At 68.3% G+C, this 26,339-nt stretch carries 28 protein-coding genes; 14 read left to right on the top strand and 14 right to left on the bottom strand.

Annotated features, from left to right (window positions below):
• The coding region (locus C9E82_RS24780; protein ID WP_205962224.1) for a hypothetical protein at positions 1-304 on the top strand (304 nt) is incomplete at its 5' end.
• Positions 305-319: 15 nt separating this feature from the next.
• On the opposite strand, the gene C9E82_RS09065 is transcribed toward C9E82_RS24780, so the two are convergent.
• The 4 genes from C9E82_RS09065 to C9E82_RS09050 form a co-directional block, all read right to left on the bottom strand.
• On the bottom strand, positions 320-967 hold the full coding sequence (locus tag C9E82_RS09065; RefSeq protein ID WP_119900450.1) for a protein-methionine-sulfoxide reductase heme-binding subunit MsrQ: 648 nt from the start codon (positions 965-967) through the stop codon (positions 320-322).
• Positions 967-1,863 (bottom strand): protein-methionine-sulfoxide reductase catalytic subunit MsrP, encoded by an 897-nt coding sequence (msrP, locus tag C9E82_RS09060; RefSeq protein WP_119900449.1) that lies wholly within the window; start codon positions 1,861-1,863, stop codon positions 967-969. The genes C9E82_RS09065 and msrP overlap by 1 nt, the downstream gene beginning before the upstream one ends.
• 121 nt (positions 1,864-1,984) lie before the next feature.
• Positions 1,985-4,054 carry a DNA helicase RecQ gene (recQ, locus tag C9E82_RS09055; protein WP_240643663.1) on the bottom strand — a complete coding sequence of 690 codons (2,070 nt, stop codon included), beginning with the start codon at positions 4,052-4,054 and terminating at the stop codon, positions 1,985-1,987.
• Positions 4,054-4,347 carry a YggT family protein gene (locus C9E82_RS09050; RefSeq protein ID WP_119900448.1) on the bottom strand — a complete coding sequence of 98 codons (294 nt, stop codon included), beginning with the start codon at positions 4,345-4,347 and terminating at the stop codon, positions 4,054-4,056. The genes recQ and C9E82_RS09050 overlap by 1 nt, the downstream gene beginning before the upstream one ends.
• A 147-nt stretch (positions 4,348-4,494) precedes the next feature.
• Between C9E82_RS09050 and C9E82_RS09045 the strand changes: the two genes are divergently transcribed.
• The 5 genes from C9E82_RS09045 to C9E82_RS09025 all read left to right on the top strand — a co-directional run bounded on the left by C9E82_RS09045 (position 4,495) and on the right by C9E82_RS09025 (position 8,931).
• On the top strand, positions 4,495-5,055 hold the full coding sequence (locus C9E82_RS09045) for an acyl-CoA thioesterase (RefSeq protein WP_119900447.1): 561 nt from the start codon (positions 4,495-4,497) through the stop codon (positions 5,053-5,055).
• A gap of 45 nt (positions 5,056-5,100) precedes the next feature.
• Positions 5,101-6,471: an MFS transporter gene (locus C9E82_RS09040; RefSeq protein ID WP_119900446.1), complete on the top strand. Its 1,371-nt coding sequence runs from the start codon at positions 5,101-5,103 to the stop codon at positions 6,469-6,471.
• Positions 6,468-7,343, top strand: a complete 876-nt coding sequence (gene mepA, locus C9E82_RS09035; RefSeq protein WP_119900445.1) for a penicillin-insensitive murein endopeptidase — start codon at positions 6,468-6,470, stop codon at positions 7,341-7,343. The genes C9E82_RS09040 and mepA overlap by 4 nt, the downstream gene beginning before the upstream one ends.
• Entirely contained in the window at positions 7,316-8,239 is a 924-nt protein-coding gene (locus C9E82_RS09030) for an esterase-like activity of phytase family protein (RefSeq protein WP_119900444.1), read from the top strand. Before mepA ends, C9E82_RS09030 begins: the two co-directional genes overlap by 28 nt.
• An 89-nt stretch (positions 8,240-8,328) precedes the next feature.
• The gene (locus C9E82_RS09025; protein ID WP_119900443.1) at positions 8,329-8,931 is read left to right on the top strand and encodes a queuosine precursor transporter; all 603 of its coding nucleotides are present in this window, start codon (positions 8,329-8,331) and stop codon (positions 8,929-8,931) included.
• A 419-nt stretch (positions 8,932-9,350) separates the two neighbouring features.
• On the opposite strand, the gene C9E82_RS09020 is transcribed toward C9E82_RS09025, so the two are convergent.
• The gene (locus C9E82_RS09020) at positions 9,351-10,532 is read right to left on the bottom strand and encodes an acetyl-CoA C-acyltransferase family protein (protein ID WP_119900442.1); all 1,182 of its coding nucleotides are present in this window, start codon (positions 10,530-10,532) and stop codon (positions 9,351-9,353) included.
• A 158-nt stretch (positions 10,533-10,690) separates the two neighbouring features.
• On the opposite strand from C9E82_RS09020, the gene C9E82_RS09015 reads away from it, so the two are divergent.
• The 5 genes from C9E82_RS09015 to C9E82_RS08995 all read left to right on the top strand — a co-directional run bounded on the left by C9E82_RS09015 (position 10,691) and on the right by C9E82_RS08995 (position 14,416).
• Complete coding sequence (locus tag C9E82_RS09015) at positions 10,691-11,029, top strand: winged helix-turn-helix domain-containing protein (RefSeq protein ID WP_240643662.1); 339 nt, start codon at positions 10,691-10,693, stop codon at positions 11,027-11,029.
• Between the two features lie 127 nt (positions 11,030-11,156).
• Positions 11,157-12,632, top strand: a complete 1,476-nt coding sequence (gene glpK, locus C9E82_RS09010) for a glycerol kinase GlpK (RefSeq protein ID WP_119900440.1) — start codon at positions 11,157-11,159, stop codon at positions 12,630-12,632.
• A 70-nt stretch (positions 12,633-12,702) separates the two neighbouring features.
• Positions 12,703-13,284 carry a transglycosylase SLT domain-containing protein gene (locus tag C9E82_RS09005; RefSeq protein ID WP_119900439.1) on the top strand — a complete coding sequence of 194 codons (582 nt, stop codon included), beginning with the start codon at positions 12,703-12,705 and terminating at the stop codon, positions 13,282-13,284.
• A gap of 85 nt (positions 13,285-13,369) precedes the next feature.
• Positions 13,370-13,789: a PaaI family thioesterase gene (locus C9E82_RS09000; protein ID WP_240643661.1), complete on the top strand. Its 420-nt coding sequence runs from the start codon at positions 13,370-13,372 to the stop codon at positions 13,787-13,789.
• A gap of 39 nt (positions 13,790-13,828) precedes the next feature.
• The gene (locus C9E82_RS08995) at positions 13,829-14,416 is read left to right on the top strand and encodes a glutathione S-transferase family protein (protein WP_119900438.1); all 588 of its coding nucleotides are present in this window, start codon (positions 13,829-13,831) and stop codon (positions 14,414-14,416) included.
• Positions 14,417-14,420: 4 nt separating this feature from the next.
• On the opposite strand, the gene C9E82_RS08990 is transcribed toward C9E82_RS08995, so the two are convergent.
• The 6 genes from C9E82_RS08990 to C9E82_RS08965 all read right to left on the bottom strand — a co-directional run bounded on the left by C9E82_RS08990 (position 14,421) and on the right by C9E82_RS08965 (position 20,630).
• Positions 14,421-14,639: a hypothetical protein gene (locus tag C9E82_RS08990; RefSeq protein ID WP_119900437.1), complete on the bottom strand. Its 219-nt coding sequence runs from the start codon at positions 14,637-14,639 to the stop codon at positions 14,421-14,423.
• A gap of 106 nt (positions 14,640-14,745) precedes the next feature.
• The gene (locus C9E82_RS08985; RefSeq protein ID WP_119900436.1) at positions 14,746-15,936 is read right to left on the bottom strand and encodes a BaiN/RdsA family NAD(P)/FAD-dependent oxidoreductase; all 1,191 of its coding nucleotides are present in this window, start codon (positions 15,934-15,936) and stop codon (positions 14,746-14,748) included.
• Positions 15,933-16,961, bottom strand: coding sequence for a DNA polymerase III subunit delta (holA, locus tag C9E82_RS08980; RefSeq protein ID WP_122449245.1), 1,029 nt, complete (start codon positions 16,959-16,961; stop codon positions 15,933-15,935). Before holA ends, C9E82_RS08985 begins: the two co-directional genes overlap by 4 nt.
• Complete coding sequence (gene lptE, locus C9E82_RS08975) at positions 16,958-17,434, bottom strand: LPS assembly lipoprotein LptE (RefSeq protein ID WP_244936008.1); 477 nt, start codon at positions 17,432-17,434, stop codon at positions 16,958-16,960. Before lptE ends, holA begins: the two co-directional genes overlap by 4 nt.
• A gap of 4 nt (positions 17,435-17,438) precedes the next feature.
• A complete protein-coding gene (gene leuS, locus C9E82_RS08970) occupies positions 17,439-19,976 on the bottom strand; it encodes a leucine--tRNA ligase (RefSeq protein ID WP_119901048.1) in 2,538 nt (845 codons plus the stop codon).
• Between the two features lie 174 nt (positions 19,977-20,150).
• Complete coding sequence (locus tag C9E82_RS08965; RefSeq protein WP_119901047.1) at positions 20,151-20,630, bottom strand: DUF3576 domain-containing protein; 480 nt, start codon at positions 20,628-20,630, stop codon at positions 20,151-20,153.
• A gap of 271 nt (positions 20,631-20,901) precedes the next feature.
• Here C9E82_RS08965 and C9E82_RS08960 point away from each other — a divergent pair, with 271 nt between their 5' ends.
• Positions 20,902-21,915, top strand: coding sequence for a porin (locus C9E82_RS08960; RefSeq protein WP_170162185.1), 1,014 nt, complete (start codon positions 20,902-20,904; stop codon positions 21,913-21,915).
• 69 nt (positions 21,916-21,984) lie between these two features.
• The gene (locus C9E82_RS08955; protein ID WP_119901045.1) at positions 21,985-22,638 is read left to right on the top strand and encodes a YggS family pyridoxal phosphate-dependent enzyme; all 654 of its coding nucleotides are present in this window, start codon (positions 21,985-21,987) and stop codon (positions 22,636-22,638) included.
• Here C9E82_RS08955 and C9E82_RS08950 read toward each other — a convergent pair.
• Complete coding sequence (locus C9E82_RS08950) at positions 22,629-23,177, bottom strand: L,D-transpeptidase family protein (RefSeq protein ID WP_244936007.1); 549 nt, start codon at positions 23,175-23,177, stop codon at positions 22,629-22,631. The genes C9E82_RS08955 and C9E82_RS08950 overlap by 10 nt on opposite strands.
• The gene (gene ribA / locus C9E82_RS08945) at positions 23,174-24,244 is read right to left on the bottom strand and encodes a GTP cyclohydrolase II (protein ID WP_119900466.1); all 1,071 of its coding nucleotides are present in this window, start codon (positions 24,242-24,244) and stop codon (positions 23,174-23,176) included. The genes C9E82_RS08950 and ribA overlap by 4 nt, the downstream gene beginning before the upstream one ends.
• A gap of 132 nt (positions 24,245-24,376) precedes the next feature.
• Here ribA and C9E82_RS08940 point away from each other — a divergent pair, with 132 nt between their 5' ends.
• Positions 24,377-25,063, top strand: coding sequence for a response regulator transcription factor (locus tag C9E82_RS08940; protein ID WP_119900467.1), 687 nt, complete (start codon positions 24,377-24,379; stop codon positions 25,061-25,063).
• A gap of 238 nt (positions 25,064-25,301) precedes the next feature.
• Here the strand turns inward: C9E82_RS08940 and C9E82_RS08935 are convergent, their stop codons facing one another.
• Complete coding sequence (locus tag C9E82_RS08935; protein WP_119900468.1) at positions 25,302-26,276, bottom strand: glutathione S-transferase family protein; 975 nt, start codon at positions 26,274-26,276, stop codon at positions 25,302-25,304.
• Positions 26,277-26,339 lie beyond the last annotated feature (63 nt).

Below are 26,339 nucleotides of genomic sequence, written 5' to 3'. Positions count from 1 at the left end.
AGCTGACACCTGGATCATCGCCGAAGCTACCAGGCCGATATGCAAACTCCTCAGTCGAAAAACGACCAAACCGCCCGCATATCCCTTCAATGATACATCAATGTCAAAAAGCAAGAGGAAAAAAATCAACCGGAGCGCCAATTCCTTAGCGCTAACCCAGCCGCTTCCTTTCCAGATTGTCTTGCGAAGCTCTGCGTTTCCGCTTCCTTCCGCCCCGTTCCGGCGTCCCCGTCGTCTCGGTGAGGCGGTATTTACGGTTCAGTGCCGGGACCCGCAAGAGGGTTTCGACGAAAATTTTCGCTGAAACGTCATGTTTTCTCTAAGCAGCTGTATTTGCTTTGCTTTTTTCGTCACCTTTCCGAAGCCGAATGCCTTTCGGGCGCCGCGTCGCGACCCGCAGCGCCAAAAGCGCCAGAATCACCGCCAGCCAGAAGCCGGGCCTGACCGGGAAAGTCTTCAGCGACCAGATCCAGTGCAGCGCCACCAGCGGGGCGGCCAGGTAGACAAGCCGGTGCAGGCGCCGCCAGGCATGGCCGCCCAGGCGGCGGATCGACCAGTCGTTCGAGGTCGCGGCCAGCGCCAGCAGCATCAGGAAGGCCGCCATGCCGAACAGCAGATAGGGGCGCTTCACCACGTCGCGCGCCATCTGCGCCCAGAGGAATCCCATGTCCATGCTGATCCAGGCCAGCAGGTGCAGCCCGGCATAGGTGAAGCACAGAAGCCCCAGCGCCCGGCGGAATCGCAGCAGGTTCACGCGGGACAGCCGCAGGACCGGGGTCACGGCCAGGCTGGCCACCAGGAAATACAGCGCCGTGCGGCCAAGGCGATGCTCGATGTCGCGAATCGGCTCGACCCCCAGCCCGCCGGTGAAGATGTCCCAGACCAGCAGGCCAAGCGGAATCAGTCCCGCCAGCCAGAGCACCCAGACCGGGACCCGGCGCAGCCAGCCGTTCAGAGCCGCCACCATCAATAGTCTTTCGCCAGATCCATCCCGGCATAGAGCGAAGCCACCTGGTCGGCATAGCCGTTGAACATCAGCGTCTCCTGCCGTCCGCCAAACAGGCCCGCGCCGATTCGCCGTTCCGTCGCCTGGGACCAGCGCGGATGGTCCACCTGCGGGTTCACATTGGCATAGAAGCCGTATTCGCGCGGCTGCATCCGCTGCCAGGTCGGCAGGGGCTGCTGGTCGGTCAGGGTGATGCGCACGATCGACTTGATCGACTTGAAGCCGTATTTCCACGGCACCACCAGCCGGATCGGCGCGCCGTTCTGGTTGGGCAGCGCGTCGTCGTAAAGCCCGGTGGCCAGGATCGTCAGCGGATGGGTGGCCTCGTCCAGGCGCAGCCCCTCGATATAGGGCCAGGACAGGATCGGATAGCGCTGGCCCGGCATTTCTTCCGGGCGCAGCAGGGTGCGGAACTCGACGAATTTCGCGCCGGACTGCACGCCCGCCCGCTCCAGGACCGAGGCCAGCGGCACGCCGATCCAGGGAATCACCATCGACCAGCCCTCGACGCAGCGCAGGCGATAGATACGCTGTTCCAGCGCGTTGTCTGGGGCCAGGTCCTCGACGCCGTATTGGCCGGGCCGATCGACCATGCCGGCGATCTCGACCGACCAGGGATCGGTGGTCAGCGATCCGGCATTGCGGGCCGGATCCTCCTTGCCGGTGCCGAATTCGTAGAAATTGTTGTAGTTGGTGATCTCTTCCAGCGTGTTCGGCTTCTCATCGGTCGAAAGGCCCGAGGGCCTGCCGCTCAGCGCAAGCGCGGGCGAGGCCGCAAGCGCGGCGCCCGCCGCGATGAAGGCCCGCCGGTTCAGGTAATCCGCCCGCGGCGTCACATCGGACCATTTCAGCTTCATCCTGCACCTCCGGCACGCGCGGGCATGATGCCACGGCTTTCCCCAAGAATAGGTTACCAGGCCCCGCCGCGTCACATCCAGGCGCGCGGTTTCACGCAATGCTGATCGAAAAGGCGGGTTTTCAGGCCTGTCCGGCGGCGATTTCGTCCAGGAAGGCCGCGCCGAAGCGGTCCAGGCGGGCCGAATCGAGGTGGCGCGACAGCGCGCCAAGATCGGCGGGCCGCGCCTCGGCGATGCGCCGGATCTGCGCGGTCGAGCAGGACAGCGGCTTTCCGGTCCCGTCCTCGCCCCGCGCCAGCCAGTTCTGCGCCTCGACCAGCCGGTCGAACAGCGCCCCTTCCGGCCGTCCCGCCAGCTTGCGCCGCATGGGGTGCATGTCCGGCACCTCGCCCGCGATCACCGCCAGGAAGTCGCGGCCATAGCTTTCCAGCTTCTTCGCCCCCACGCCGCTGACCTGCGCCATCTGGTCCAGGTCGCGGGGGCGGCGCTCGGCCATCTCGATCAGGGTGCGGTCGGGGAAGATGACATAGGCGGGCACGCGGGCGGCCTCGGCCAGCGCGCGGCGCTTGGCCTTCAGCGCCGACAGCAGCGGCTCGTCTTCTTCCGAGACCTGCGTGCGCAGCACCGTGGCGGGCTTTTCGCGCTGGGTCACGTCATGGCGCAGCGTCACCGGGGTTTCGCCGCGCAGGACCGGATGGGCGGCCTCGGTCAGGTGCAGGGCGCCGTGGCGCGCGGGGTCGGGGCGGCACAGGTCGCGGCCCATCATCTGCCGAAAGATCGCCTGCCACTGGCCCTTGCCCAGCTCGCGGCCGACGCCGAAGGTCGGCAGGCGGTCATGGCCGCGCTCGCGCACCTTTTCGGTCGGGTTGCCGGTCAGGATGTCGATCAGGTGGCCCGCGCCGAACCATTCGCCGGTCCGCACCATGGCCGACAGCGCCTTGCGCACTGCCTGGGTGGCGTCAAACAGGCGCGGCGGGCTGGCACACAGATCGCAATTGCCGCAATCCGCCGCCAGGTCCTCGCCGAAATAGCCCAGCAGCTGGCGGCGGCGGCAGCCGGTGGCCTCGGCCAGGCCCAGCAGCGCGTTCAGCCGGCCGTGATCGGCGGCCTTGCGGGCGTCCTCGGCCAGCCCCTCGTCGATCTGCGTGCGGCGCAGGCGGATGTCGTCGGGACCATAGAGCGCCAGGGCCTCGGCCGGGTCGCCGTCGCGCCCGGCGCGGCCGATCTCCTGGTAATAGCCCTCGATCGATTTCGGCAGGTCGGCATGCAGCACCCAGCGGATGTCGGGCTTGTCGATGCCCATGCCGAAGGCGATGGTGGCGACGACGATCAGCCCGTCCTCGCGCTGGAAGCGGGTCTCGACCGCGCGGCGGTGCAGCGCTTCCATGCCGGCGTGATAGGCGGCGGCGGCATGGCCGGCCTGTTCCAGCGCATCGGCCAGGGTCTCGGTCCGGGCGCGGCTGGCGCAATAGACGATGCCCGACTGGCCGCGCCGGGCGGCGACGAAATTCAGCAGCTGCTTGCGCGGGTTGTCCTTGGGCTGGAAGGCCAGCCGGATGTTCGGCCGGTCGAAGCCGCGCAGGAAGGTGGTGGGATCCCGCCCCTCGAACAGGCGGGTGACGATCTCGGCCCGCGTCTCGGCATCGGCGGTGGCGGTGAAGGCCGCCAGCGGCACGTCCAGCGCACGCTTCAGGTCGCCGATGCGCAGATAGTCGGGGCGGAAGTCGTGGCCCCACTGGCTGACGCAATGCGCCTCGTCCACGGCGATCGCGGTCACGCCGGAGCGGCGCAGCAGGTTCACCGTCCCGCCCGCGGCCAGCCGTTCCGGCGCCATGTAGAGCAGCTTCAGCCCGCCCCGCGACAGCGCCTCATAGACCGCGTCGGTTTCCTCTTGCGTATTGCCCGAGGTCAGCGCCCCCGCCGCCACCCCGGCCTCGCGTAACGCGCGCACCTGGTCGCGCATCAGCGCGATCAGCGGCGAGATGACCACCGTCACCCCCTCGCGCATCAGCGCCGGCAGCTGGAAGCACAGCGACTTGCCGCCGCCGGTGGGCATGATCGCCAGCACGTCCCGGCCGTCGGCCACGGCCTCGACGATCTCGCCCTGGCCGGGGCGGAAGCCGTCGAAGCCCCAGACCTGTCGCAGCAGTTCGGATGCCGTCGGCCGGTCCAGCATCGCGTCCCCCAGCATCACATTCCGTAGAAGAAGCCCGCATTGTTCGCCAGGGCGCGCTGCAGGATGATGATGATGATGAACAGGACCAGCGGCGCCAGGTCCAGCCCGCCGGTATTGGGAAGGATGTTGCGGATCGGGCGATAGATCGGCTCCAGCAGCCGGGTCAGGCCGTCCCACAGCTGCGCGATCAGCGGCTGGCGCAGGTTCAGGACCTGGAAGTTGATCAGCCACGACATGATGATGTGGACGATCATCAGGAACCACACCACCTGCAGGATCAGTTGCAAAGCCTGATAAAGCGTTACCATCGTGCCCTCGTTGTCGCGTCTGCGCCCCGTCCGATGGGCCCTGTATGGCGGCGCGGCGGGCCGGGCGCAACCCGGTTGCCGCCGCGTCGCTGGTTGACCTTGCCCTTGCGGCGCGCGAAGCCGGGCCAAACCGCAAGAGGAACGCCGATGTATCCGCTGCTGCGCTTCGTGAAGGAGATGGTCAAGTTCCGCAATGCCCCGCCGCTGGGACCGACGGACAGCCATGTCTCGACCCATATCTGCTGGCCCTGGGACCTGGACCCCTGGATCGAGCTGAACAACGGCCGCACCCTGACGCTCTATGACCTGGGCCGGATCCCGATGGCGCAGCGCGTCGGGCTGATCCCGGTCCTGCGGCAGCGGAAATGGGGGATCACCGTCGCCGGCAACTCGACCCGCTACCGCAAGCGCATCCGCATGTTCGACCGCTTTTCCATGGTGTCGCGCATGGTCGGCTGGGATCACCGCTTCTTCTATATGGAACAGAGCATGTGGCGGCGCGGCGAATGCTGCAACCAGATGCTGCTGCGTTCGGCGGTGACATCGGCGCAGGGCATCGTGCCGCCGGCCGAGGTCATCGCCGCGCTGGGACAGAACCCCGACAGCCCGCCCCTGCCCGGCTGGGTCGCCGCCTGGATCGAGGCCGACGCGCAGCGCCCCTGGCCCCCGGAACTGCCGCCCGAGGCAAAAGGACACTTGCCAGCCTGACCCCCCTTCTGCCTTATGGCGCCAGCGCGACGGGAAGGGGCAGGCATGAACCGCAAGCGGATCTGGGGGTGGTGGTTCTTCGACTGGGCCAGCCAGCCCTATCACACCCTGCTGCTGACCTTCGTCTTCTCGATCTATTTCGCCGAGGTCGCCAAGCGCCATTTCATCGCCCTTGGCGACAGCAGCACGCTGGCCGGGGCGAATGCGCAGGCGCTGTGGGGCTATGGGCTGGCCGTCAGCGGCGCGGTGATCGCGGTGCTGGCGCCGGTCCTGGGGGCGATCGCGGACACGTCGGGGCGGCGGATGCCGTGGATCTGGCTGTTCTCGGGCCTTTACGTGCTGGGCGCGGCCGGGCTGTGGTTCCTGATGCCCGACCAGCCCGCACTGATCCAGGCGGTCACGCTGTTCGGCATCGGCCTGATCGGGGTCGAGTTCGCGACCATCTTCACCAATGCGCTGCTGCCGGGCCTCGCGCCTCGGGACGAGATCGGCCGGCTGTCGGGCTCCGGCTATGCCTTCGGCTATCTGGGCGGGGTGGCGGCGCTGGCGATGATGCTGCTGCTGTTTCAGGAAACCCCAGGCGGCAAGACGCTGCTGGGCCTCGATCCGCTGTTCGGGCTGGATGCGGCGCAGCGCGAGGGCACCCGCTTCGTCGGTCCCTTCGTGGCGATCTGGTATGTCGTCTTCATGATCCCCTTCTTTTTGTGGGTGAAGGAGCCGCGCGGCCCGCGCCGCCCGATCCGGCTGGGCGTGGCGATGCGCGACCTGTGGCTGCTGATCCGCAGCCTGCGCCACCGCCGCAGCCTGGCCAGCTGGCTGGTCAGCTCGATGTTCTCGCGCGACGCGCTGAACGGGCTTTACGGCTTCGGCGGGGTCTATGCCGGCACGGTGCTGGGCTGGCCGGTCTTCCTGGCCGGGATCTTCGGCGTCGTCAGCGCGATCTCGGCGGCGGTGATCAGCTGGATCGGCGGCAGGTCCGACCGCCGCTGGGGGCCGAAGCCGGTCATCATCGCCTGCACGCTGATGCTGATCGGCGTCTGCACGGTCGTCGTCGGCATGGACCGCGACGCGATCTTCGGCATCCCCGTCCCGGACCAGCCGCTTCTGGCCACGCTCTACCTGCCCGACCTGGTCTTCTTCGGCTGCGGCATCCTGATCGGCGGCGCCGGGGGCGCGCTGCAGGCCGCCAGCCGCACCATGATGGTGCGCCACACCACCGAGGAACGCGCGACCGAGGGCTTCGGCCTCTATGCGCTGTCGGGCAAGGCTACCGCCTTCCTGGCCCCCTTCACCATCGCGCTGGTCACCGACCTGACCGGCAGCCAGCGCATCGGCATCTCTCCGCTGATCGTGATGTTCCTTCTGGCGCTGGTTTTGCTAATCTGGGTCAAAGCAGAGGGAGAGGCAGGGCAGTGATCCGCAACATATTGACCGCCGCGGCCATGATGCTGGGGCTTGGGCTGGGAATGGCGGGGCCGGCATCGGCCGATCCGCTGGCCAAGGATGTCTTCGGCAATTTCCGCGGCAGTTCCCAGGGACCACCCGTGTCGATCGGGTTCTACTCGCAGGGCTGCGGGCAGGGCTTCGTGCAGCTGCCCGAAACCGGGCCAAGCTGGCAGGCGATGCGACTGTCCAGGAACCGCAACTGGGGCCACCCGCAGATGATCGAGTTCCTGATCGGCCTGTCGCGCGCGGCGCAGCAGGCGGGCTGGCAGGGGCTCTATATCGGCGACATCAGCCAGCCACGCGGCGGGCCGATGCTGACCGGCCATGCCAGCCACCAGATCGGGCTGGACGCCGATATCTGGATGCTGCCGCCCTCATCGCTGACCCTGACGCCGGCGCAGCGCGAAAGCCTGTCCTCGGTCTCGATCACCAACCGGGCGGGCACGCAGCTCTCCAGCCACTGGACGCCGGGCCACATGTCGATCATGCGCGCCGCCGCCCGCGATCCGCGGGTCGAGCGTATCCTGGTCGATCCCGTCGCCAAGGTCGCCATGTGCCAGATGGAGACCGGCGACCGCCGCTGGCTGAGCAAGGTGCGGCCGATCAACAGCCACGACTATCATTTCCATGTGCGCATGTCCTGCCCGCAGGGCTCGATCTGCCGCCGGCAGGACCCGCCTCCGCCCGGCGACGGCTGCGAGGAGGCGCGCGAATGGATCCGCAACCGCATCGATCCCAGCCGCGTCAAGCCGGTGCCGCCCGATCCCGACTATCGCCATCCCCGCACCTACCGCCTGAGCGAGCTGCCTGCACAATGCCGAACCGTCGCCTCCGCGCCCTGACCGCGACGGCCATCGTGATCCTTCTTGCGGCCGGCGTCCCTGCGCCGGCCGCAACGCTGGAATATGTCGGCACCTATGTCTGGCGCGACCGCGACAGCCATTTCGGCGGCTTCTCCGGCATCGAGATCAGCCAGGACGGCAGCGGCTTTCACGCGCTGTCGGATCGCGCGCAGCTGTTCTGGGGCAGCATCGACCGCGATCCTGAGGGCCGCATCCGCGGCATGAACATCGCCGGGCGCGCGCATCTGAAGGACAGCGCCGGCACGCCGTTGAAGCCCGGCTATCAGGGCGACAGCGAGGGCATCGCCATCGGCCCCGACGGCACCATCTGGGTCAGCTTCGAGGGGCTGGACCGCATCGCCGGCTATGCCCATCCCGACGCCGCCGCCACGCGCCTGCCCCGCCCGCCCAGGATGCGAGAGCTGCGCATCAATATCGGCTTCGAATCGCTGGCGATCCTGCCCGACGGCACGCTGATGACCATGCCCGAACGCTCGCTGTCGCCCGAGGCGCCCTTTCCGGTGCTGCATTTCCGCGACGGCGAATGGAGCCAGCCCTACGCGATCCGCCGCGACGGCGACTGGCTGCCGGTCGGCTCGGATTACGGGCCGGACGGCTGGTTCTACCTGCTGGAACGCGGCTTCCACGGCGTGCTGGGCTTTTCCTCGCGCATCCGGCGGATGCAGCTGACCGATGACGGCCCGGCCGATGAGCAGATCCTGCTGGAGACGCGGCCGCTGCAATATGACAACCTGGAAGGGATCTCGGCCTGGCATGACGGGCAGGGGGTGCGGCTGACGATGATCTCGGACGACAATTTCCTGTTCGTGCAGCGCACTGAGCTGGTCGAATACCGGGTGATCGAAACGCCCCAGGCGGAGGCACGGCAAGATTGACAAGCACGGGCGGCGGGGCGTATGGCCCGCGCTGCCCCGCGCGACGGGGCCGAGTTCTTCCGCCACCTTGTAAAACGGAAATCCGAGCCATGACCCGTTACCTGCCCGGCATCATCGCCATGGCCATCATCGTGGTGGTCTCCAACATCCTGGTGCAGTTCGTCCTGGGCGACTGGCTGACCTGGGGCGCGCTGACCTATCCCTTCGCCTTCCTGGTCACCGACATCATCAACCGCGTCTACGGGCCGGGCCCCGCCCGGCGCGTGGTGCTGGCGGGATTCGTCACGGGCGTCGCCTGTTCGCTGATCGCGGTCGGGCTGGACGCGACCACGCTGCGCATCGCCCTGGGCTCGGGGACCGCCTTCCTGGTGGCGAACATGCTGGACGTCCAGGTCTTCGACATGTTGCGCAAATACCGCTGGTGGGTGGCGCCGCTGGGATCGACGCTGATCGGATCGGCGGTGGACACGATGCTGTTCTTCACCATCGCCTTTTCCACGCTGCTGCCGCCCGACGCCAATACCGGCTGGGCGAACGAGGCCGTTCCGCTGCTTGGTCAGGGCGCGGTCACTTCGCTGTGGATTTCGCTGGCAACTGCCGACTGGCTGGTCAAACTTGGTCTGGCGCTACTGGCCCTTGTGCCTTTCCGCCTCATCGTCCGCAATTTGTTGCGCACCCGGCATGAAATCTGATTGACAGATTCCCGATCTGTGGCACCCTTCTCCCATAACGGCAACTTTTTGAAAGGAGGTGGTCCAGTGTCGAGAGTGATAGTGGAGAGAGGTGTCGGAACAGTCAGGGGGGCCGTGGCCTGAGGGCAGCCCCAAGGGTCGTAAACCCTGATTGGGACCGGACGGATTTCCATCCCTAACCGGACCATCTCCTTGGATCTCGCGGGCCGCCGTATCTGGGCGGCCCGTTCCCGTTTTGCGGGCAGGATGTTGCTTTCGGGAAGCAATGCGCGGGCCGTTTACCTGATTTCAACTGGCGGAACTTCGAATACCAGACGCTGAAAAACCGCGAATGGCTCGCCCGCCTCTATGTCCCCGACTCATCGGCCGATCCGTGAACCGCCGCCCCGCAAGGCGGCGGTCTGCGATGCGGGGATGCGTCAGATCCGCTCGATGGCGATGGCGATGCCCTGACCGCCGCCGATGCACATGGTGATCAGCGCCCTGGATCCGCCGGTCCGCTCAAGCTCGTAGAGCGCCTTGACCGTCAGGATCGCGCCGGTGGCGCCGACCGGATGGCCAAGCGCGATGGCGCCGCCATTGGGGTTCACGCGCGCGGCATCCAGCCCCAGCCCCTTGTTGACCGCCAGCGCCTGAGCCGCGAAGGCCTCGTTCGATTCGATCACCTCGAAATCGCCGGCCGACAGCCCGGTCTTCGCCAGCAGCGCCTGAACCGCCGGGATCGGGCCGATGCCCATCACCTCGGGGCGGACACCGGCCACCGCATGGCCCAGGACCCGCGCGCGCGGCACCAGCCCGGCCTTCGCCGCCGCATCCGCCCGCGCCAGCACCACCGCCGCCGCGCCGTCATTGATGCCGCTGGCATTGCCCGCCGTGACCGAGCCGTCCTTCTGGAAGACCGCCTTCAGCCCGGCCAGCTTCTCCAGGCTGGTCTCCTTGGGATGCTCGTCGGTGTCGAAGGCCACCACGCCCTTGCGGGTCCTGACCTCGACCGGCACGATCTGGTCGCGGAAATGGCCCGCCGCGATGGCCGCCGCCGCGCGGCGCTGCGATTCCAGCGCGAATTCGTCCTGCGCCGCGCGGCTGATGTCATGCTCGGCCGCGACATTCTCGGCGGTGACGCCCATATGGCCGGTGCCCATCGGGCAGGTCAGCGCGCCGGTCATCATGTCCAGCATCGTCGAGTCGCCCATCTTCGCACCGAACCGGGCCGAGGGCAGCGCATAAGGCGCCCGGCTCATGCTTTCGGCACCGCCCGCGACGGCGAAATCGGCCTCGCCCAGCTGCAGCACCTGCACCGCCGAGACGATCGCCTGCGCGCCCGAGCCGCAGAGCCGGTTCACGTTCATCGCCGGCACCGTATGCGGAATGCCCGCCTCCAGCATGGCGACGCGGGACAGGTACATGTCGCGCGGCTCGGTATTGATGACATGGCCGAAGACCACCTGCCCGACCTGCTCGGGCGCGACGCCCGCGCGTTCCAGCGCGGCGCGGGTCACGGTCGCGGCCAGGTCGATCGGCGCCACCCCCGCAAGGCTGCCGCCGAAGGTCCCGATCGCGGTGCGCGCCCCCGACAGGATGACGATTTCATCTGCTGACATGTGTCCCTCCACGAATACACAGGGGGGCAGCTTACCCGCCGCACCCCCCGCCGCAACGCGCGTTAGCGCCAACCGGCACGGAAACGCCGCGTCTTGGCGCTTGCGCGCCGCGCGCCCTGCCCCGATACATGGGTGCCATGAGCAGGAAGCCGTCGCCCATGCCCCGAATCAAGCTGCGCCTCGAATATCCCAATCCGCTGGTCCTGGGACCGGGCAAGGCCGACCTGCTGGACGGGATCGACCGGCTGGGCTCGATCTCGGCCGCGGGGCGCGAGATGGGGATGAGCTATAAGCGCGCCTGGTCGCTGGTCGAGGAGATGAACGCCGCCTTCGCCCAGCCGGTGGTGGACAGCAGCCGCGGCGGCTCGGGCGGCGGCGGGGCGGTGGTGACGCAAGCGGGGCGCAAGGTGCTGGCCCATTACCGCGCGCTCGAGGCGCTGCTGCGCAACCGGGGCGCCGAGGATCTTGCGGCGCTGGCCGCCATGCTACGCGACTGATCCGCCGGACCGCAGCTGCCCCTGCCTGGTTTTCTTCGTTGCCCAAATACCCATAATCCCGGCATCACGGACAGGTGCCTCCGGCGGGGGTATTTGGGCAACGAAGAAAACCGGGGAGGAAAGCGGCATGACGATTCTGGCGATGGATCAGGGGACGACCTCGTCCCGCGCGCTGGTCTTCAGCGACGACCTGCAGGTCCTGGCCAGCGGGCAGCAGGAATTCGCCCAGCATTTCCCGCGCTCGGGCTGGGTCGAGCATGACGCGGACGATATCTGGACCACATCGGCGGCCACCGCCCGCGCCGCGATCGAGAAGGCCGGAAATCCGCGCATCGACGCCATCGGCATCACCAACCAGCGCGAGACCGCGCTGGTCTGGGACCGCAAGACCGGCCAGCCGATCCACCGCGCCATCGTCTGGCAGGACCGCCGCACCGCCGATCTCTGCGCGCAGCTGAAGGACCAGGGCCACGAGGACCTGGTCCGCGACACCACCGGTCTGCTGCTGGACCCCTATTTCAGCGCCACCAAGATCGCCTGGCTGCTGGACCATGTCGACGGCGCGCGCGAGCGGGCCGAGGCGGGCGAGCTGGCCTTCGGCACCGTGGACAGTTTCCTGATCTGGAAGCTGACCGGCGGGCGGGCGCATGTGACCGATGCCACCAATGCCGCGCGCACGATGCTTTACGACATCCGCAAGGGCCGCTGGTCGGAGGAGATGTGCCGCCTGCTGGACATTCCCCGCGCGATGCTGCCCGAGGTCCTCGACAGCGCCGCCGAATTCGGCATGACTCGCGCCGACCTGTTCGGCCGCGAGATCCCGATCCTGGGCGTGGCGGGCGACCAGCAGGCGGCGACCGTCGGCCAGGCCTGCTTCGCGCCCGGCATGCTGAAATCGACCTATGGCACCGGCTGCTTCGCGCTGCTGAACACGGGCGAGCGGGCCGTGCGCTCGGACAACCGGCTGCTGACCACCATCGCCTATCAGCTGGACGGCCAGCCCACCTATGCGCTGGAGGGCAGCATCTTCATCGCCGGCGCGGTGGTGCAATGGCTGCGCGACGGGCTGAAGATCATCCGCCAGGCGGGCGAGACCCAGGCCCTGGCCGCCCAGGCCGATGCCGGCCAGGACATCATCATGGTGCCGGCCTTCACGGGCCTCGGCGCCCCCTACTGGGCGCCCTCGGCGCGCGGCGCGATCTTCGGGCTGACCCGCAATACCGGGCCCGCCGAATTCGCCCGCGCCGCGCTGGAAAGCGTCGGCTTCCAGACCCGCGACCTGCTGGAGGCGATGCGGGCGGACTGGCCCGATGCGGGCGAGGCGGTGCTGCGCGTCGATGGCGGCATGACCGCCAGCGAACCGGCGATGCAGTTCCTGGCCGACATCCTGGGCGCACCCGTGGACCGGCCCAAAAACACCGAAACCACCGCCCAGGGCGCCGCCTGGCTGGCGGGTTTTCGCGCAGGCATCTGCCCCGGCCCGCGGGAATATGCCCGCGACTGGCAGCTTGACCGCCGTTTCCGGCCCGGCATGGACGACGGCACCCGCGATCAGCGTTATTCCGCTTGGAAACGGGCCGTCCAGGCGGTGCTTGCGGTCTGACCTGTAGCCTTTGTGATTTTATCCCCCGGCGTTTTTCCCTATTATCCGGGAAAAACGACAAGAGGGCAGGATGAACAGGTTTCTGAAACTGGCGATCGTGGCGCTGGTCGCATCCTGCGGTGGCGGCGACTACAAGGCCCCCCGCAATCTCGAAAACGCCTGCGCCATCGTGGCCGAGCGGCCGGCCTATCTGCGCGCGATGAAGCGCACCGAGGCCCGCTGGGGCGTGCCGGTCCATGTCCAGATGGCGACGATCCACCAGGAATCGAAATTCATCGGCGACGCGCGCACCCCGCATCAATACGCGCTTGGCGTCATCCCCATCGGCCGGCAGAGCAGCGCCTTCGGCTATTCGCAGGCGCTGGACGGCACCTGGGAGGAATACATGCGCGAAACCGGCAACCGCCGCGCCAAGCGCAACAACATCAACGACGCGACCGATTTCATGGGCTGGTACATGCACGGCTCGACCCAGCGGCTGGGGATCTCGAAACGCGACGCCGCCTCGCAATACCTGGCCTATCACGAGGGCCGCTCGGGCTTCGCGCGGCAGTCCTATCGCTCGAAGACCTGGCTGATGCGGGTGGCCGCCCAGGTCGGCCAGCGCTCCGAGATGTATCGCGCGCAGCTCGCCTCCTGCCGGCGGGCCTGAACCGGCCGCCCCGACGCCCGCCTTGCCTTCCCGCTCGCCCTGCTGCGATATGGCCGCAGGCAACGGCGAAACAGAGGGACGCGGGATGCAGGACGACCGGGACAGGCTGCGCGAGATGGCCGAGAACCAGCCCGAATATGCGCGCCATATCGGGGCGCGGCTGGTCTCGGCCGCGCCCGACCGGGTCGAGATGCAGATGGAGGTGACGCCGGTCCTGGCCAACCGCAACGGCGTGCTGCATGGCGGCGCGATCATGGGGCTGGCGGACAATGCCGGCGGCACCGGCACGCATCTGCACCTGCCGCCCGGCAAGGCGACCACCACGCTGGAAAGCAAGACGAACTTCATCCGCCCCGTGCGACTGGGCGATGTGGCGCGGGCGGTCTCGGTGCCGCAGCATCTGGGCGGCACGACGCAGATCTGGCAGACTACCATCACCCGCGGCGACGGCAAGGTCGCGGCCATCGTGACCCAGACCCAGATGATCATTGACTGGAAGGACTGACTGCGGCCCCATGAGGACAGTCAGTCAGGAGGGCCACCCGTGTATACCGTGATTGGTACGTCGCAAAGCCGCGCCTTGCGGGTGCTGTGGATGCTGGAAGAGCTTGGCCTGCCCTTCCGCCATATCGCCGCCCTGCCCCGTAGCGAGGGCGTCGTCGCCTTCAATCCGGCCGGCAAGGTGCCGGTGCTGATCGACGACGGCACGCCGATCACCGATTCGACCGCGATCCTGACCTATCTGGCCGACCGCCACGGCGACCTGACCCACCCGGCCGGCACCCTGGACCGCGCCCGCCAGGACAGCCTGACCCAGTTCCTGCTGGACGAATTCGACGCGGCACTGTGGCTGGCCGCCCGCCACAGCTTCGTGCTGCCCGAGGAAATGCGCCTCTCGGCCATCAAGAACACGCTACGCTGGGAATTCGAGCACAGCCAGAAGACGCTGGTCCACCGCCTGGCCGAGGGCCCGTTCCTGATGGGCGAGCGGATGACCGTGCCCGACTTCATCCTGACCCATTGCCTGATCTGGGCGCTCAGCGCGAAATTCCCGATCGCCGAGGCGCGGCTGACCGATTACCTGGAACGGATGCGGGCGCGGCCCGCCTTCCGGCGCGCCATCGCCGGCTGACCCGCTAGATCCAGACCATGTCGCGAAAGACGTGGCGCGAGATCTGGTCGCGCCGCAGCCCCATCGCCGCCAGCTCCTCGTCGCTTCTGGCCTCCAGCGCCTCGATCCGGTCGCGCCGGGAATGCGCGTCCAGATAGGCGTTCATGCCGTCCCCGAAGCGCGTCAGAAAGCCGTCGATCCGGCGCCGCGTCTCGGGCGAGAAGTGGGTAATCGTATGTGCCATCGGAAACCCTTTCGTTCGGTCGAGCGGTTTCCCCCCATGACCCGAGGATAGTCGGGAACGGCTTATGCCGCAATGCAGCGAAAGTCGTAGCCGCCCTGCGGCCGGCTCATGGCTCGTCCCGCCGCAGGCGCGCCAGTGCCGCCCGGCCTGCGAGCCGGCCGCTGGCCAGGCAGCCGGTCAGCAGATAGCCGCCGGTGGGCGCTTCCCAGTCCAGCATCTCGCCCGCCGCGAAACTGCCGGGCAGCGCGGTCAGCTCCAGCCCGGCGGTCAGCTCCGACAGGCGGATGCCGCCGGCCGAGGAAATCGCCCGCTCCAGCCCCATCGGCCCGCGATGCCGGATCGGCAGCGCCTTGGCGCGGCCCGCAAGGCCCGCTGCGTCCTGCGGCAAGGGCCGGCCCCATTCCAGCAGCAGCGCGACCTTGACCGGATCGCCCAGCACCCGGCGCAGCCAGTTCCCCAGCGACAGCCTGCCCCTCGGCCGCGCGAATCGCCCTGCCAGCGCCGCAATGTCCAGGTCAGGCGCCAGGTCCAGTTCCGCCGCCGCCCCGTCGCGGATCGCGGCGGAAACCTCATAGACGCCGCCGCCCTCGATCCCCTGCCGGGTAACGACCCATTCCCCGCGCGTCGCCGAACTGCCCGCCCGGATCGCGGCGCCCTTCACCGCCGCCCCGAAATGCCGCGCCATCGGCGCCGACCAATCGACGCGGAACCCCATGTTGGCCGGCCGCAGATCCGCGACCCCCACGCCCGCCGCACGCAGCAGCGGCACCCAGCCCGCATCCGATCCCAGCCGCGGCCAGCTCGCGCCCCCCAGCGCCAGGACCGCGACGCGCGGGCGCAACAGCCGCGCCCCCTCCGGCGTCTCGAAGCGAAAACCGCCCTCCAGCCCGCTCCAGCGCCAGCGCGTGCGCAAGGCCACCCCCTGCCCGCGCAGCCGCGCCAGCCAGGCCCGCAGCAGCGGCGAGGCCTTCATGCCCACCGGAAACACCCGCCCGGTCGAGCCGGTGAACAGCTCGACCCCCAGCCCCCGCGCCCATTCCATCACCGCGGCAGGGCCGAACGGGTCTTCTTCGTTGTCCAAATACCCATGACTGCCCCCGAACCGCGCGACGAAATCGGCCAGGGGCTCGTCCCTGGTCAGGTTCAGCCCCGACTTGCCGGCCATCAGGAATTTCCGCGCGGGCGTCGGCATCGCCTCGGCCAGGACCACCTCCGCGCCGCCCGCCGACAGGACCTCGGCGGCCATCAGCCCCGCCGGTCCCGCGCCGATCACCAGCGCCTCGGGCGCCTCGGTCATCGGCGGCCCTTGGGCATCATCGCCAGCCGGATCAGCACCCGCTCGACCAGCGCCATGGCCGGGGCCGAGGTCGAGCTGCGCAGCGCCAGGTCCGTGTCCAGCAGCTGCCGCAGCGCCTCCTCCAGCGGGCCCATGCCCCAGGCCTGCGCCTGCCGCGCCATCCGGTCGCGGCGCGGGCCGAAGACCGGCGGGCGCATCCGCGACAGGCCCGCGCCCGGCCCGCCCGGATCGGCGGCCCCCAGGTGCAGGGCGCGGAAATGGCGCAGGGCGGCGATGCACAGCGTCACCGGCGCGACGCCCTGCCCCTCGATCCGCCGCATCAGCGCGCCGAATTCGCCCGCCCGCCCCTCGGCCACGACATGCAGCAGCTCGTCCAGGTCCGCCTCGATCGTCGCCGGTGCCATCAGCGCCACCTCCGAGGGCGTCAGCGGCGCCGGATCGCCATGCTTGTAGAGCCCGATCTTCTCGATCACCTGGCGCAGGTCGCCCGGATCCAGCGCGCGGGCCAGCGCCAGCAGGTCGCGCATCGCATCGCGCGGCACCTCGCGCAGCCCGGCCTCGGACAGCCAGCGGGCGATCTCGTCCTCGCCGGGCGGGTCGTCATAGATCGGCGCGGCCACGGCCTCGCGATGGCCCTCGAACAGCTTGCGCAGCGCCGAGGATTTCGCCAGCCCGCCCGCCGTGACCACGATCACCGCATCGCCCGGCTGCCATTCCTCCAGCGCGACCCGGACCGCCTCGGCCCCGGAATCGGGCGTATCCTCGACCAGGACGACGCGCTGGCCGGGAAAGAAGCCGACCTCCTTGATCGCGTCCAGAAGCTGGGCGGGGTCCTTCTTCAGCCCGCCCCCGGCCATCCGGGTCAGGCGCATCTCCTCCTCGGCCCGCTCGCCCACCAGCGCGCGCACCGCCTCGGCCCGTTTCAGCGCCACGCGCATCGCGTCCTGGCCATAGATCAGCAGGGCCGGTCGGGACGGGTCGGGACGCGCCAGATAGCGCGCGATTTCGCCGCCCTTCAGGTTCATGTGGGCAGCTTGTCCGAGGCCGCCAGCAGCCGCGTGACCACCTGGTCGGCCAGCATATGGGCCAGCCGCTGCCGCGCATCGGCCTCGGCCGACAGGGTGGCGATGGTGGTGCCGGTCGTCGAATAGGAGGTGAAGCTGCTGACCCGCCCCTGGGTCAGCACCGCCCCCGCCCGGTCCTTCAGCGCGAAATCCGCCGTCCCGTTCAGCGAATAGCGGGTCGTCACCTCGTCGGGGGTGATCGCCTGCGCGACGACGCCGATATTCATCCGATAGTCCAGCTCGAACCGCGCATCGCTGTCGGGGCCCAGCCTCTCGGCCAGCCGGCGGTTGAAGGCGAATTCCTCGAATGTGTCGGGATCGCGCGGGCGGATCTGGCCGAACAGCCGCCGCCCCGCCCCCCCCGGCCCGTAGACCGGCGTCAGCCCGCAGGCCGACAGCGCCAGCAGCCCGGCCAGGGCCGCGCGGCGGCTCATGCCCTCAGGCGACCACATTGACGATCCGCCCCGGCACCACGATCAGCTTCTTCGGCACTGCCCCCTCCAGGAAGCGCTGCACCGTCTCGTCGGCCAGCACCAGCGCCTCGATCTGGTCCTTGGGCATGTCCTTGGCCACGCTGATCTCGGCCCGGCGCTTGCCGTTGATCTGGATCGGCAGGGTCACGCTGTCATCCTCCAGCATCGCCGGATCGGCCTGCGGCCAGGGGGCATCGACGACCATGCCGCTGCCGCCCGCCATCGCCCAGACATCCTCGGCCAGGTGCGGCACCATCGGCGCCATCAGCTGCGCCATGATCCGCAGCACCGCCCTGCGCGATTCGCCCCCCGCCGTCGACTTGCCGACGGCATTGGCCAGCTCGTAGATCTTCGCCACCGCCTTGTTGAAGGCGAAGCCCTCGATGGCGCGGGTCACGTCGGCGATGGCGCGATGCGCGGCGCGGGCAAGGCCCGGATCCTCGCCGCCCTCGGACGATTCCTCCGCCAGGCGCCAGACGCGGGACAGGAACTTGTGCGCGGCCTCGGCCCCGGCGGCGGTCCATTCCACGTCGCGCTCCGGCGGGCTGTCCGACAGCATGAACCAGCGCGCGGTATCGGCGCCGAAGCTTTCGACGATATTCACCGGATCGACGACGTTCTTCTTGGATTTCGACATCTTGGCCGAGGGCACCACCTCGACCGGCGTGCCGTCGGCCAGCTTGCCGTCCACGACATCCTCGGGCAGGTGATAGACCGGACGCCCCTTCTCGTCGCGGGTCATGTAAATCTCATGCGTGACCATGCCCTGCGTGAACAGCGCATCGAAGGGCTCCTTCGCGGCCTCGGGCAGATGGCCGGTCTTCACCATCGCGCGGGCGAAGAAGCGCGAATAGAGCAGGTGCAGGATCGCATGCTCGATACCGCCGATATACTGGTCGACGTTCATCCAGTAATCGGCATCGGCCCGGTCGGTCGGCGTCGCCGCATGGGGCGAGGTGAAGCGCGCGTAATACCACGAGCTGTCCACGAAGGTGTCCATCGTGTCGGTCTCGCGCAGGGCGGCACCGCCGCATTGCGGGCAGGTCGCGTTCCGCCAGGTCGGGTGGCGGTCCAGCGGGTTGCCGGGAATGTCGAAGCTGACATCCTGCGGCAGCAGCACCGGCAGGTTCCGCTTGGCCTCGGGGACGGTGCCGCAGGTCCCGCAATGCACCACCGGGATCGGGCAGCCCCAATAGCGCTGGCGCGAAATGCCCCAGTCGCGCAGGCGGTATTTCGTGACGCCCTCGCCATAGCCATTGGCCTCGGCATGGGCGATGGCGGCATCGACGGCGGCCTCGCCGGTCTGGTCGGGCTGGCCCGCGAAGCCGCGCACATAGGTCACGACCTCGGATTTCAGCGGCGTGAACGAGGCCTCGGCGACCAGCGCGTCGGCCTGTTCCAGCGTCATGCCGCGCTCGCCGAAGGTCGCCCGAATCGGCAACCCGTATTTCGTGGCGAATTCGTGGTCGCGCTCGTCATGGGCGGGGCTGCCGAAGATCGCGCCAGTGCCGTAATCCATCAGCACGAAATTCGCGATCCAGATCGGCAGGTGCCAGTCGCCGTCCAGCGGATGGCGCACGGTCAGGCCGGTGTCGAAGCCCATCTTCGGCGCGGTCTCGATCGCCTCCTCGGTGGTGCCGATGCGGCGGCATTCCTCGCAGAAACCGGCAACCTTCGGATCGGCCGCGGCCAGCCCGCGGACCAGCGGATGATCCGGCGACAGCGCTACGAACGAGGCACCCATCAGCGTGTCGGGCCGGGTCGTATAGACCTCGATCCGGCCGAATCCCTCGGGCGCATCGACGGTCTCGAACCTGAATTGCAGCCCGCGCGACTTGCCGATCCAGTTCGACTGCATCAGCCGCACCTTTTCCGGCCAGCCCTTCAACCCGTCCAGCGCCGCCAGCAGTTCCTCGGAATAGTCCGAGATGCGGAAGAACCACTGGGTCAGTTCCTTGCGCTCGACCGGCGCGCCGGATCGCCAGCCCTTGCCGTCGATCACCTGCTCATTGGCCAACACGGTCATGTCGACCGGATCCCAGTTCACCTGCGCCGACTTGCGGGTGATCAGCCCGGCCTCCAGAAAATCCAGGAACAGCGCCTGCTGCTGCGCCACGTAACCGTCGTCGCAGGTGGCGAATTCGCGGCTCCAGTCGATGGACAGGCCAAGCGGCTTCAACTGCTCGCGCATGGTGGCGATATTGGCATAGGTCCAGTCGCGCGGATGGCCGCCCTGTTCCATCGCGGCATTCTCGGCCGGCATCCCGAAGGCGTCCCAGCCCATCGGGTGCAGCACCGAAAACCCCTGCGCGCGCTTGAACCGCGCCACCACGTCGCCCATCGTGTAATTGCGCACATGGCCCATGTGGATGCGCCCCGAGGGATAGGGGAACATCTCCAGCACATAGTATTTCGGCCGCTCGTCGCGGGTGGCGGTGAAGCTGCCGGCATCGGCCCAGGCCTGCTGCCAACGGGATTCAAGGCTGGAGGGGTCGTAGGGCATCTGGAAGGACCTCGGGCATTCGTCTGTCGCCGCCGGGTTTATACGGCGGGGCATCAAGGGTCCAGTGGTCTGCCGCCCGTCTCGCGGCCGCCTTCATCTTGGCTGAAATATCCTCGGGGGTGAGGCCGCTTGCGGCCGAGGGGGCGGAAAGCCCCCTTTTCCGCCCTCGGCGCGCTAGAGCCGCCCGTCCTGGATGCGCAGCTGCCGGGCGCGGGTCAGGATCGCGTCCTCGACCGCGCGCACCGTGCCGGGCGCGACCGCGGCGCCGCCCGGCCCCTGCAGCGACAGCTTCAGGCTGCGCGCGTCCAGCGCCGGATCGGCGATGCGGATCGTCGCGCGATAGGACCGGCCGCCGCCCGGCGGGGTGCCATAGCCGGTGACGATCACCCCGGTGAAGGGATCGACCGACTGGATCGGCAGGAAGTTCAGCACCTCGAGGCTGGCATTCCACAGGTATTTGTTCACGCCCACCGAGGTATGCGGATTCTCGTTGTTGCGGACCAGGTCCCAGATCGTGGTGGTGCGCACCTCGGGCCGCATGTCGCTGCCGGCCGAGGGGCCCCGGTTCGCACCACCGTCACCGCCGCCACATGCGGCAAGCGCGGCGACAAGCACCGTTGCGGTCATCAGATTCGCGGCGCGTGCGGTGTTCATTCCAGCCCCCGGTATTGTCGCGTCAGCCGCAGCTTTAGCGCGGATTGCCCCGGCGCCACAAGCGCCTTGGCGGAAGCCCGCTTGGCACCCCGCGACCGCGACCGAGGGCGTGTTGCGACGAGGTGTGGCCCATGTGCATCACAGAAATGGCTAAAGAAATCAGTCAAGCGGTGATTCCGTTGCATCGGGGGGGGGAAAGGACCAAACACTTGGCCATACCCAAAGCGGCGACCCCGTTCTGGGCATGAGAGAGACAAGAGGGAAAACGACCATGAAAAAGGCTCTTTTCGCCACGACCGCCCTGGTGCTGTCGGCCGGCGTCGCCGCCGCTGACGTGACCATCTCGGGCTACGGCCGGACCGGTGTGCAATACTACGAAGACGGTGCCCTGACCGGCGGCTTCAATGACTCGCAAGTCATCAGCCGTCTGCGGATGAACATCGACGCCTCGACCTCGACCGATAACGGCGTTGACTTCGGTGCGCGCTTCCGCCTGCAGTGGGACCAGAACAACGGTTCGCGCGGCACGGATGCCTCGACCAACGCCGGCAAGCTGTATGTCACCAGCCAAGGCCTGACCGTCGAAGTCGGCAACGTCGACACCGCGCTGGACAGCGCCGGCCTGATCTACGCATCGGAACTGGGTGCGTTCGACCGTTCGGTCGGCGGCAACGCTCTGGGCGCCTTCTTCGCCTATGAATCGTCGCCCTACAGCAGCCCGAACCGCGTCGGTATCGCCGCGATCTACAGCATCGACGACCTGACCGTCCGCGCTTCGTATGTCGACCCGGATCAAACCGGCGCGTTCGAAGACAGCGCGTTCTGGGGTGAGCCGCTGGAAGAAGAATTCAGCGTCGCGATCGACTACACCTGGAACGGCGTTCTGGAACTGTCGGCTGCCGCTGCTCTGAACGCTGCCGGCTATGACGACCACGACGTGTACTTCGTCGGTGCCCGCTATGCGGTCAGCGAGCAGGCCCGCATCGGCCTGAACTACATCGACAACGGCGACGTCGGCTCGATCCCGGGCATCGTCGGCCCGAACACGGTCAGCGATTTCGGCAAGACCATCGTTCTGTATGGTGACTACACCCTGCTGGACGGCCTGACCAACATCGAAGCCTACATCGCCAACAACGATGGCGACTGGACGCAGAAAGAAACCGACAACGCGTTCGGTATCGGCGTCAACTACGACCTGGGCGGTGCCCGTCTGGGCGCGTCGCTGCAGCGCGACTATCAAGAGCGCGTGACCGCCGACATGGGTGTGCGCTTCGACTTCTGATCCCCGGATCACAGTCACAGGGAAAGAGCGGGCCTTGCGCCCGCTCTTTTCTTTTTGTCTTGTCGCCTCATGGGACTGGAGCAGATCAAAACCCGCATCGCGGCGGCCGAGGCCGCCAGTGGCCGCGACCCCGGCTCGGTCAGGCTGATCGCCGTCAGCAAGGTGCAGCCGCCCGAGCGGGTCGAGTCCGTCCTGCAGGCCGGGCAGCGGATCTTCGGCGAGAACTACGTGCAGGAGGCGCAGGGCAAATGGCCCGACTGGCGCGAGCGGTTCGAGGGCGTCGAGCTGCACATGATCGGCCCGCTGCAATCGAACAAGGCCAGGGCCGCCGTCGGGCTTTTCGACGCGATCCACACGCTGGACCGGATCTCGCTGGCGCGCAAGCTGGCGCAGCAGATCGCCGAGCAGGGCCGCAGCCCGCAGCTGTTCATCCAGGTCAATACCGGGGACGAGCCGCAGAAGGCCGGGATCCTTGCGGATGAGCTGCCGGGTTTCCTGGCATCCTGCCGCGGGCTGGGGCTGGATCCGAAGGGGCTGATGTGCATCCCGCCCGAGACCGGCGACCCGCTGCCGCATTTCCGCCTGCTGCGCCGGCTGGCGCGGGAAAACGGGCTGCAGAACCTGTCCATGGGCATGAGCGCGGATTTCGAATCCGCCATCGCCGAGGGCGCGACCCATGTCCGGGTGGGCTCGGCCATTTTCGGGGCGCGCGACTACGGCTGAGCCGTTGCGTTCCGGGTATTTGGGCAACGAAGAAGCGGCACGATGACCCTGGTTCCGGGGGCGGCGCGGCGCGCGATCCAATGCAGGTGGGGGCGGGCGAAGGCGATGCAGCCCTCGGTTCCAAAGCGGGGGCGGCGCCATTGATGCAGGAAGATGGCCGAGCCGAGGCCGGGGGTGGCCTCGGGCCAGTTCCAATCGGTGGTCAGGACCAGGTCGTAGAGCGGGTCAGGGCGGCGCAGGTTCTCGTGGCTGGCGTCGAGCGGCGCGCGGGCGTGGTGGTTATAGGCCGGGTGGCCGGGGGCGTCGCACCACAGGTCGCTGGGGCCGATGGGGCGGGCCCAGGGCGCGGGCCGCGCAAGGCGGTCGGGGCGGTACCAGAGGCCGGTGATGCGCAGGATGCCTGCGGGCGTCGCGCCGTCGCCTTCGCGCTTGGCCGCGCTGATGCCCGTCCTGCCGATGCTGCAGGGAAGCAGCCGGCCGCGGAAGCGGACGCCCTGCGGGGTCAGGACCAGGTCGTCGCGGCAGAGGCCAGGCGTCACAGCAGATGGCCCGACTTTTCGGCCTTGGTGTCCAGATAGCCGGTATTGTGGCGGTTCCGGGCGGTGATCAGCGGCACCCGCTGGGTCACGGCGATGCCGTGGCCTTCCAGCATCGCGACCTTGCGCGGATTGTTGGTCATCAGCCGCACCGCGCCGAAGCCCAGCCGTTTCAACAGCGCCGCGCCGATGCGAAAATCGCGCTCGTCATCCTCGAAGCCCAGCCGGTGGTTCGCCTCGACCGTGTCGAAGCCCTGGTTCTGCAGGTCATAGGCGCGCATCTTGTTGGCCAGCCCGATGCCGCGCCCCTCCTGGTTCAGATAGAGCAGCACCCCCTGCCCCGCCTGGCCCATCGCGTTCAGCGCCGCGTGCAGCTGCGGGCCGCAATCGCATTTCAGGCTGCCCAGCACGTCGCCGGTGAAGCAGGCCGAATGCAGCCGGGCCAGCACCGGGGCGTCGCGGGGCGGGTCGCCGATCTCGATGGCGTAATGCTCGGCGCCGCCATCGTCGGGGCGGAAGATGTGCAGGCGCGAATTCTCGGCCGCAAGCAGCGGCAGGCGGGCGGCGGCGACGGGGGCCATCGCCGCCTCTTGCGCCAGATGCGCCAGCAGCGGGCCGGGCGCCAGTTCGGTCAGGCCGGGCTGCGGGCCGAGTTGCGGGCTGGCAGGGACGACCAGCATCGCGGGCAGAAGCTGCGCCGATTTCGCCAGCCCCAGCGCTGCGCGGTGCGGGGCCGTGTCGCCGTCCCGCGCAGTAAACAGCGGCCCCTTCATCGGCACGCGCAGGTCGTCGGCCGGATCGGCCAGCGCCCGCAGCCAGCGCAGGTCGGCGTCCGGCGGCACCTGCACCCGCGCCAGCCCGTCGTCATAGGCCCGCGCCTTCAGCGTCTCGGCCCGCCTTTCGGTGATCGCCAGGACCGGCTGGCCAAGCGCCAGGATCGCCTGCAGCCGCGGCTGGGACAGGGTCTCGACCGCCGCCGCCAGCTGTCCGCCGATCATCACCGGCAGGCCCATGCGCAGGTCCGCGCGGGCGCGCGATACGGTCTCGGCAAGGGTCGGGATCAGGGTCATTTGGCCGCGCCATTTGAAACAATCTGAAACATAGCGCCCTTTCCCGACAACTCCATGTGAGAAATCCGACATGGCGCTGGACGGAACCCGGACGCCACGCCAGTCATTCACCAACAAAGCAAAGGAGGCAACATGGCCGGGTTGAAAAAGATTCTGCTGGTCGACGACGAGGAAGACCTGCGCGAGGCGCTGGCCGAGCAGCTTGTCGCCACCGACGACTTCGACGTGGTCGAGGCCGGGACCGGCGCGGCGGCGGTCGAGGCGACCAAGGGGGCGATCTACGATCTGGTGATCCTGGACGTGGGCCTGCCCGATACCGACGGGCGCGAGCTGTGCAAGAAGCTGCGCAAGCTGAACGTCAAGTGCCCGATCGTCATGCTGACCGGGCACGATACCGATGCCGACACGATCCTGGGCCTGGATTCGGGGGCGAACGACTATATCACCAAGCCGTTCAAGTTCCCGGTCCTGCTGGCCCGCCTGCGCGCGCAGCTGCGCACGCATGAACAGTCCGAGGACGCGATCTTCCAGCTTGGGCCCTATACGTTCAAACCCTCGATGAAGATGCTGATCGACCAGAAGGACCGCAAGATCCGCCTGACCGAGAAGGAAACCAACATCCTCAAGTTCCTTTACCGGGCGCAGGACGGGGTGGTGGCGCGCGACGTGCTGCTGCACGAGGTCTGGGGCTATAATGCCGGGGTGACCACGCATACGCTGGAAACCCACATCTACCGGCTGCGCCAGAAGATCGAGCCCGATCCCTCGAACGCGCGGCTTCTGGTGACGGAATCGGGCGGCTATCGGCTGGTGGCCTGAGCCACCCGCGATCCGCGACCGAAAGGCCCGGCCCCGCTGCCGGGCCTTTTTCATGGCCACGGCCCCGAATGTTCACAAGATCGTCACCGGCACCGGGCGATGAAACCACCGCCGGGCTGCCACGTTAAGGAACCGAAGCCCAGTGGTCGGTGGATGCGGCCACACCCTCCCTCCCTCTCTGACAGCCCCGGCCCCTGCGCCGGGGCTCGTCATTTGTGCCCCCGTCCGTCGCATTCCGTCAGCCGCGCCCATGCGGAGCGGTCCAGTCGGGACGCGGGCCGATGGGCACGATCCGGTGCGGATTGATCGTGTCGTGGCTGTAGTAATAGTGCCGGGTGATATGGTCCTGCCGCACGGTTTCGGCCACGCCCGGCCATTGATGCATCTCGCGCGCCCAGCCCCACAGGTTCGGGTAATCGACGATGCGCCGGCGGTTGCACTTGAAATGCGTGTGATAGACCGAATCGAAGCGCGCGACCGTGGTGAACAGGCGCCAGTCGGCCTCGGTCACGCGGTCCCCGGCCAGGTAGCGGCTGCCGGCCAGCAATTCCTCGATCCAGTCCAGGCTGTCGAACAGCGGCCCCACCGCCTTGTCATAGGCCGCCTGCGAGGTCGCGAAGCCCGCCTTGTAGACGCCGTTGTTCACCGTGTCGTAGATGCGCGCGTTCAGGTCTTCGATCCGGTCGCGCAGGTCGGGCGGGCAGAAATCGGCCTCGTTCCCCGTGATCTGGTCGAAGGCGCCGTTGAACATGCGGATGATGTCGGCGCTTTCGTTCGAGACGATGGTGCCCCGCTGCCCGTCCCACAGCACCGGCACCGTCACCCGCCCCGATACGTCGGGCTTGGCCCGCAGATAGATCTCGCGCAGGTATTGCGTGCCGAACAGCCCGTCGCCCGTGGCGCCGGGGAAATCGGTGCGGAACTCCCAGCCCTCGGACAGCATGTCGGGATGGACGGCCGAGACCCCGACATGCGGCTCCAGCCCCTTCAGGGCCCGGAAGATCAGCGTCCGGTGCGCCCAGGGACAGGCATAGGAAACATAGAGGTGATAGCGCCCGCTTTCCGCCGCGAATCCGCCTTCGCCCGTGGGGCCGGGACTGCCATCGGCGGTGATCCAGTTGCGGAACTTCGCGCTGTCGCGGACGAATTCGCCGCCGCTCGTGTCGGTGTCATACCATTCGTCCTTCCAGACGCCATTGACCAGTTGGCCCATTGCAATGCCTCCTTCGTTGCCCAGCCAACGGGGCGCGGCGCCCCGAAGTTTCACGCAATCCTA

The organism is Paracoccus sigandri (genome assembly GCF_003709565.1).
In the GTDB taxonomy this organism is placed as follows: domain Bacteria; phylum Pseudomonadota; class Alphaproteobacteria; order Rhodobacterales; family Rhodobacteraceae; genus Paracoccus; species Paracoccus siganidrum.
This window is presented reverse-complemented; position numbering and strand designations above follow the sequence as displayed.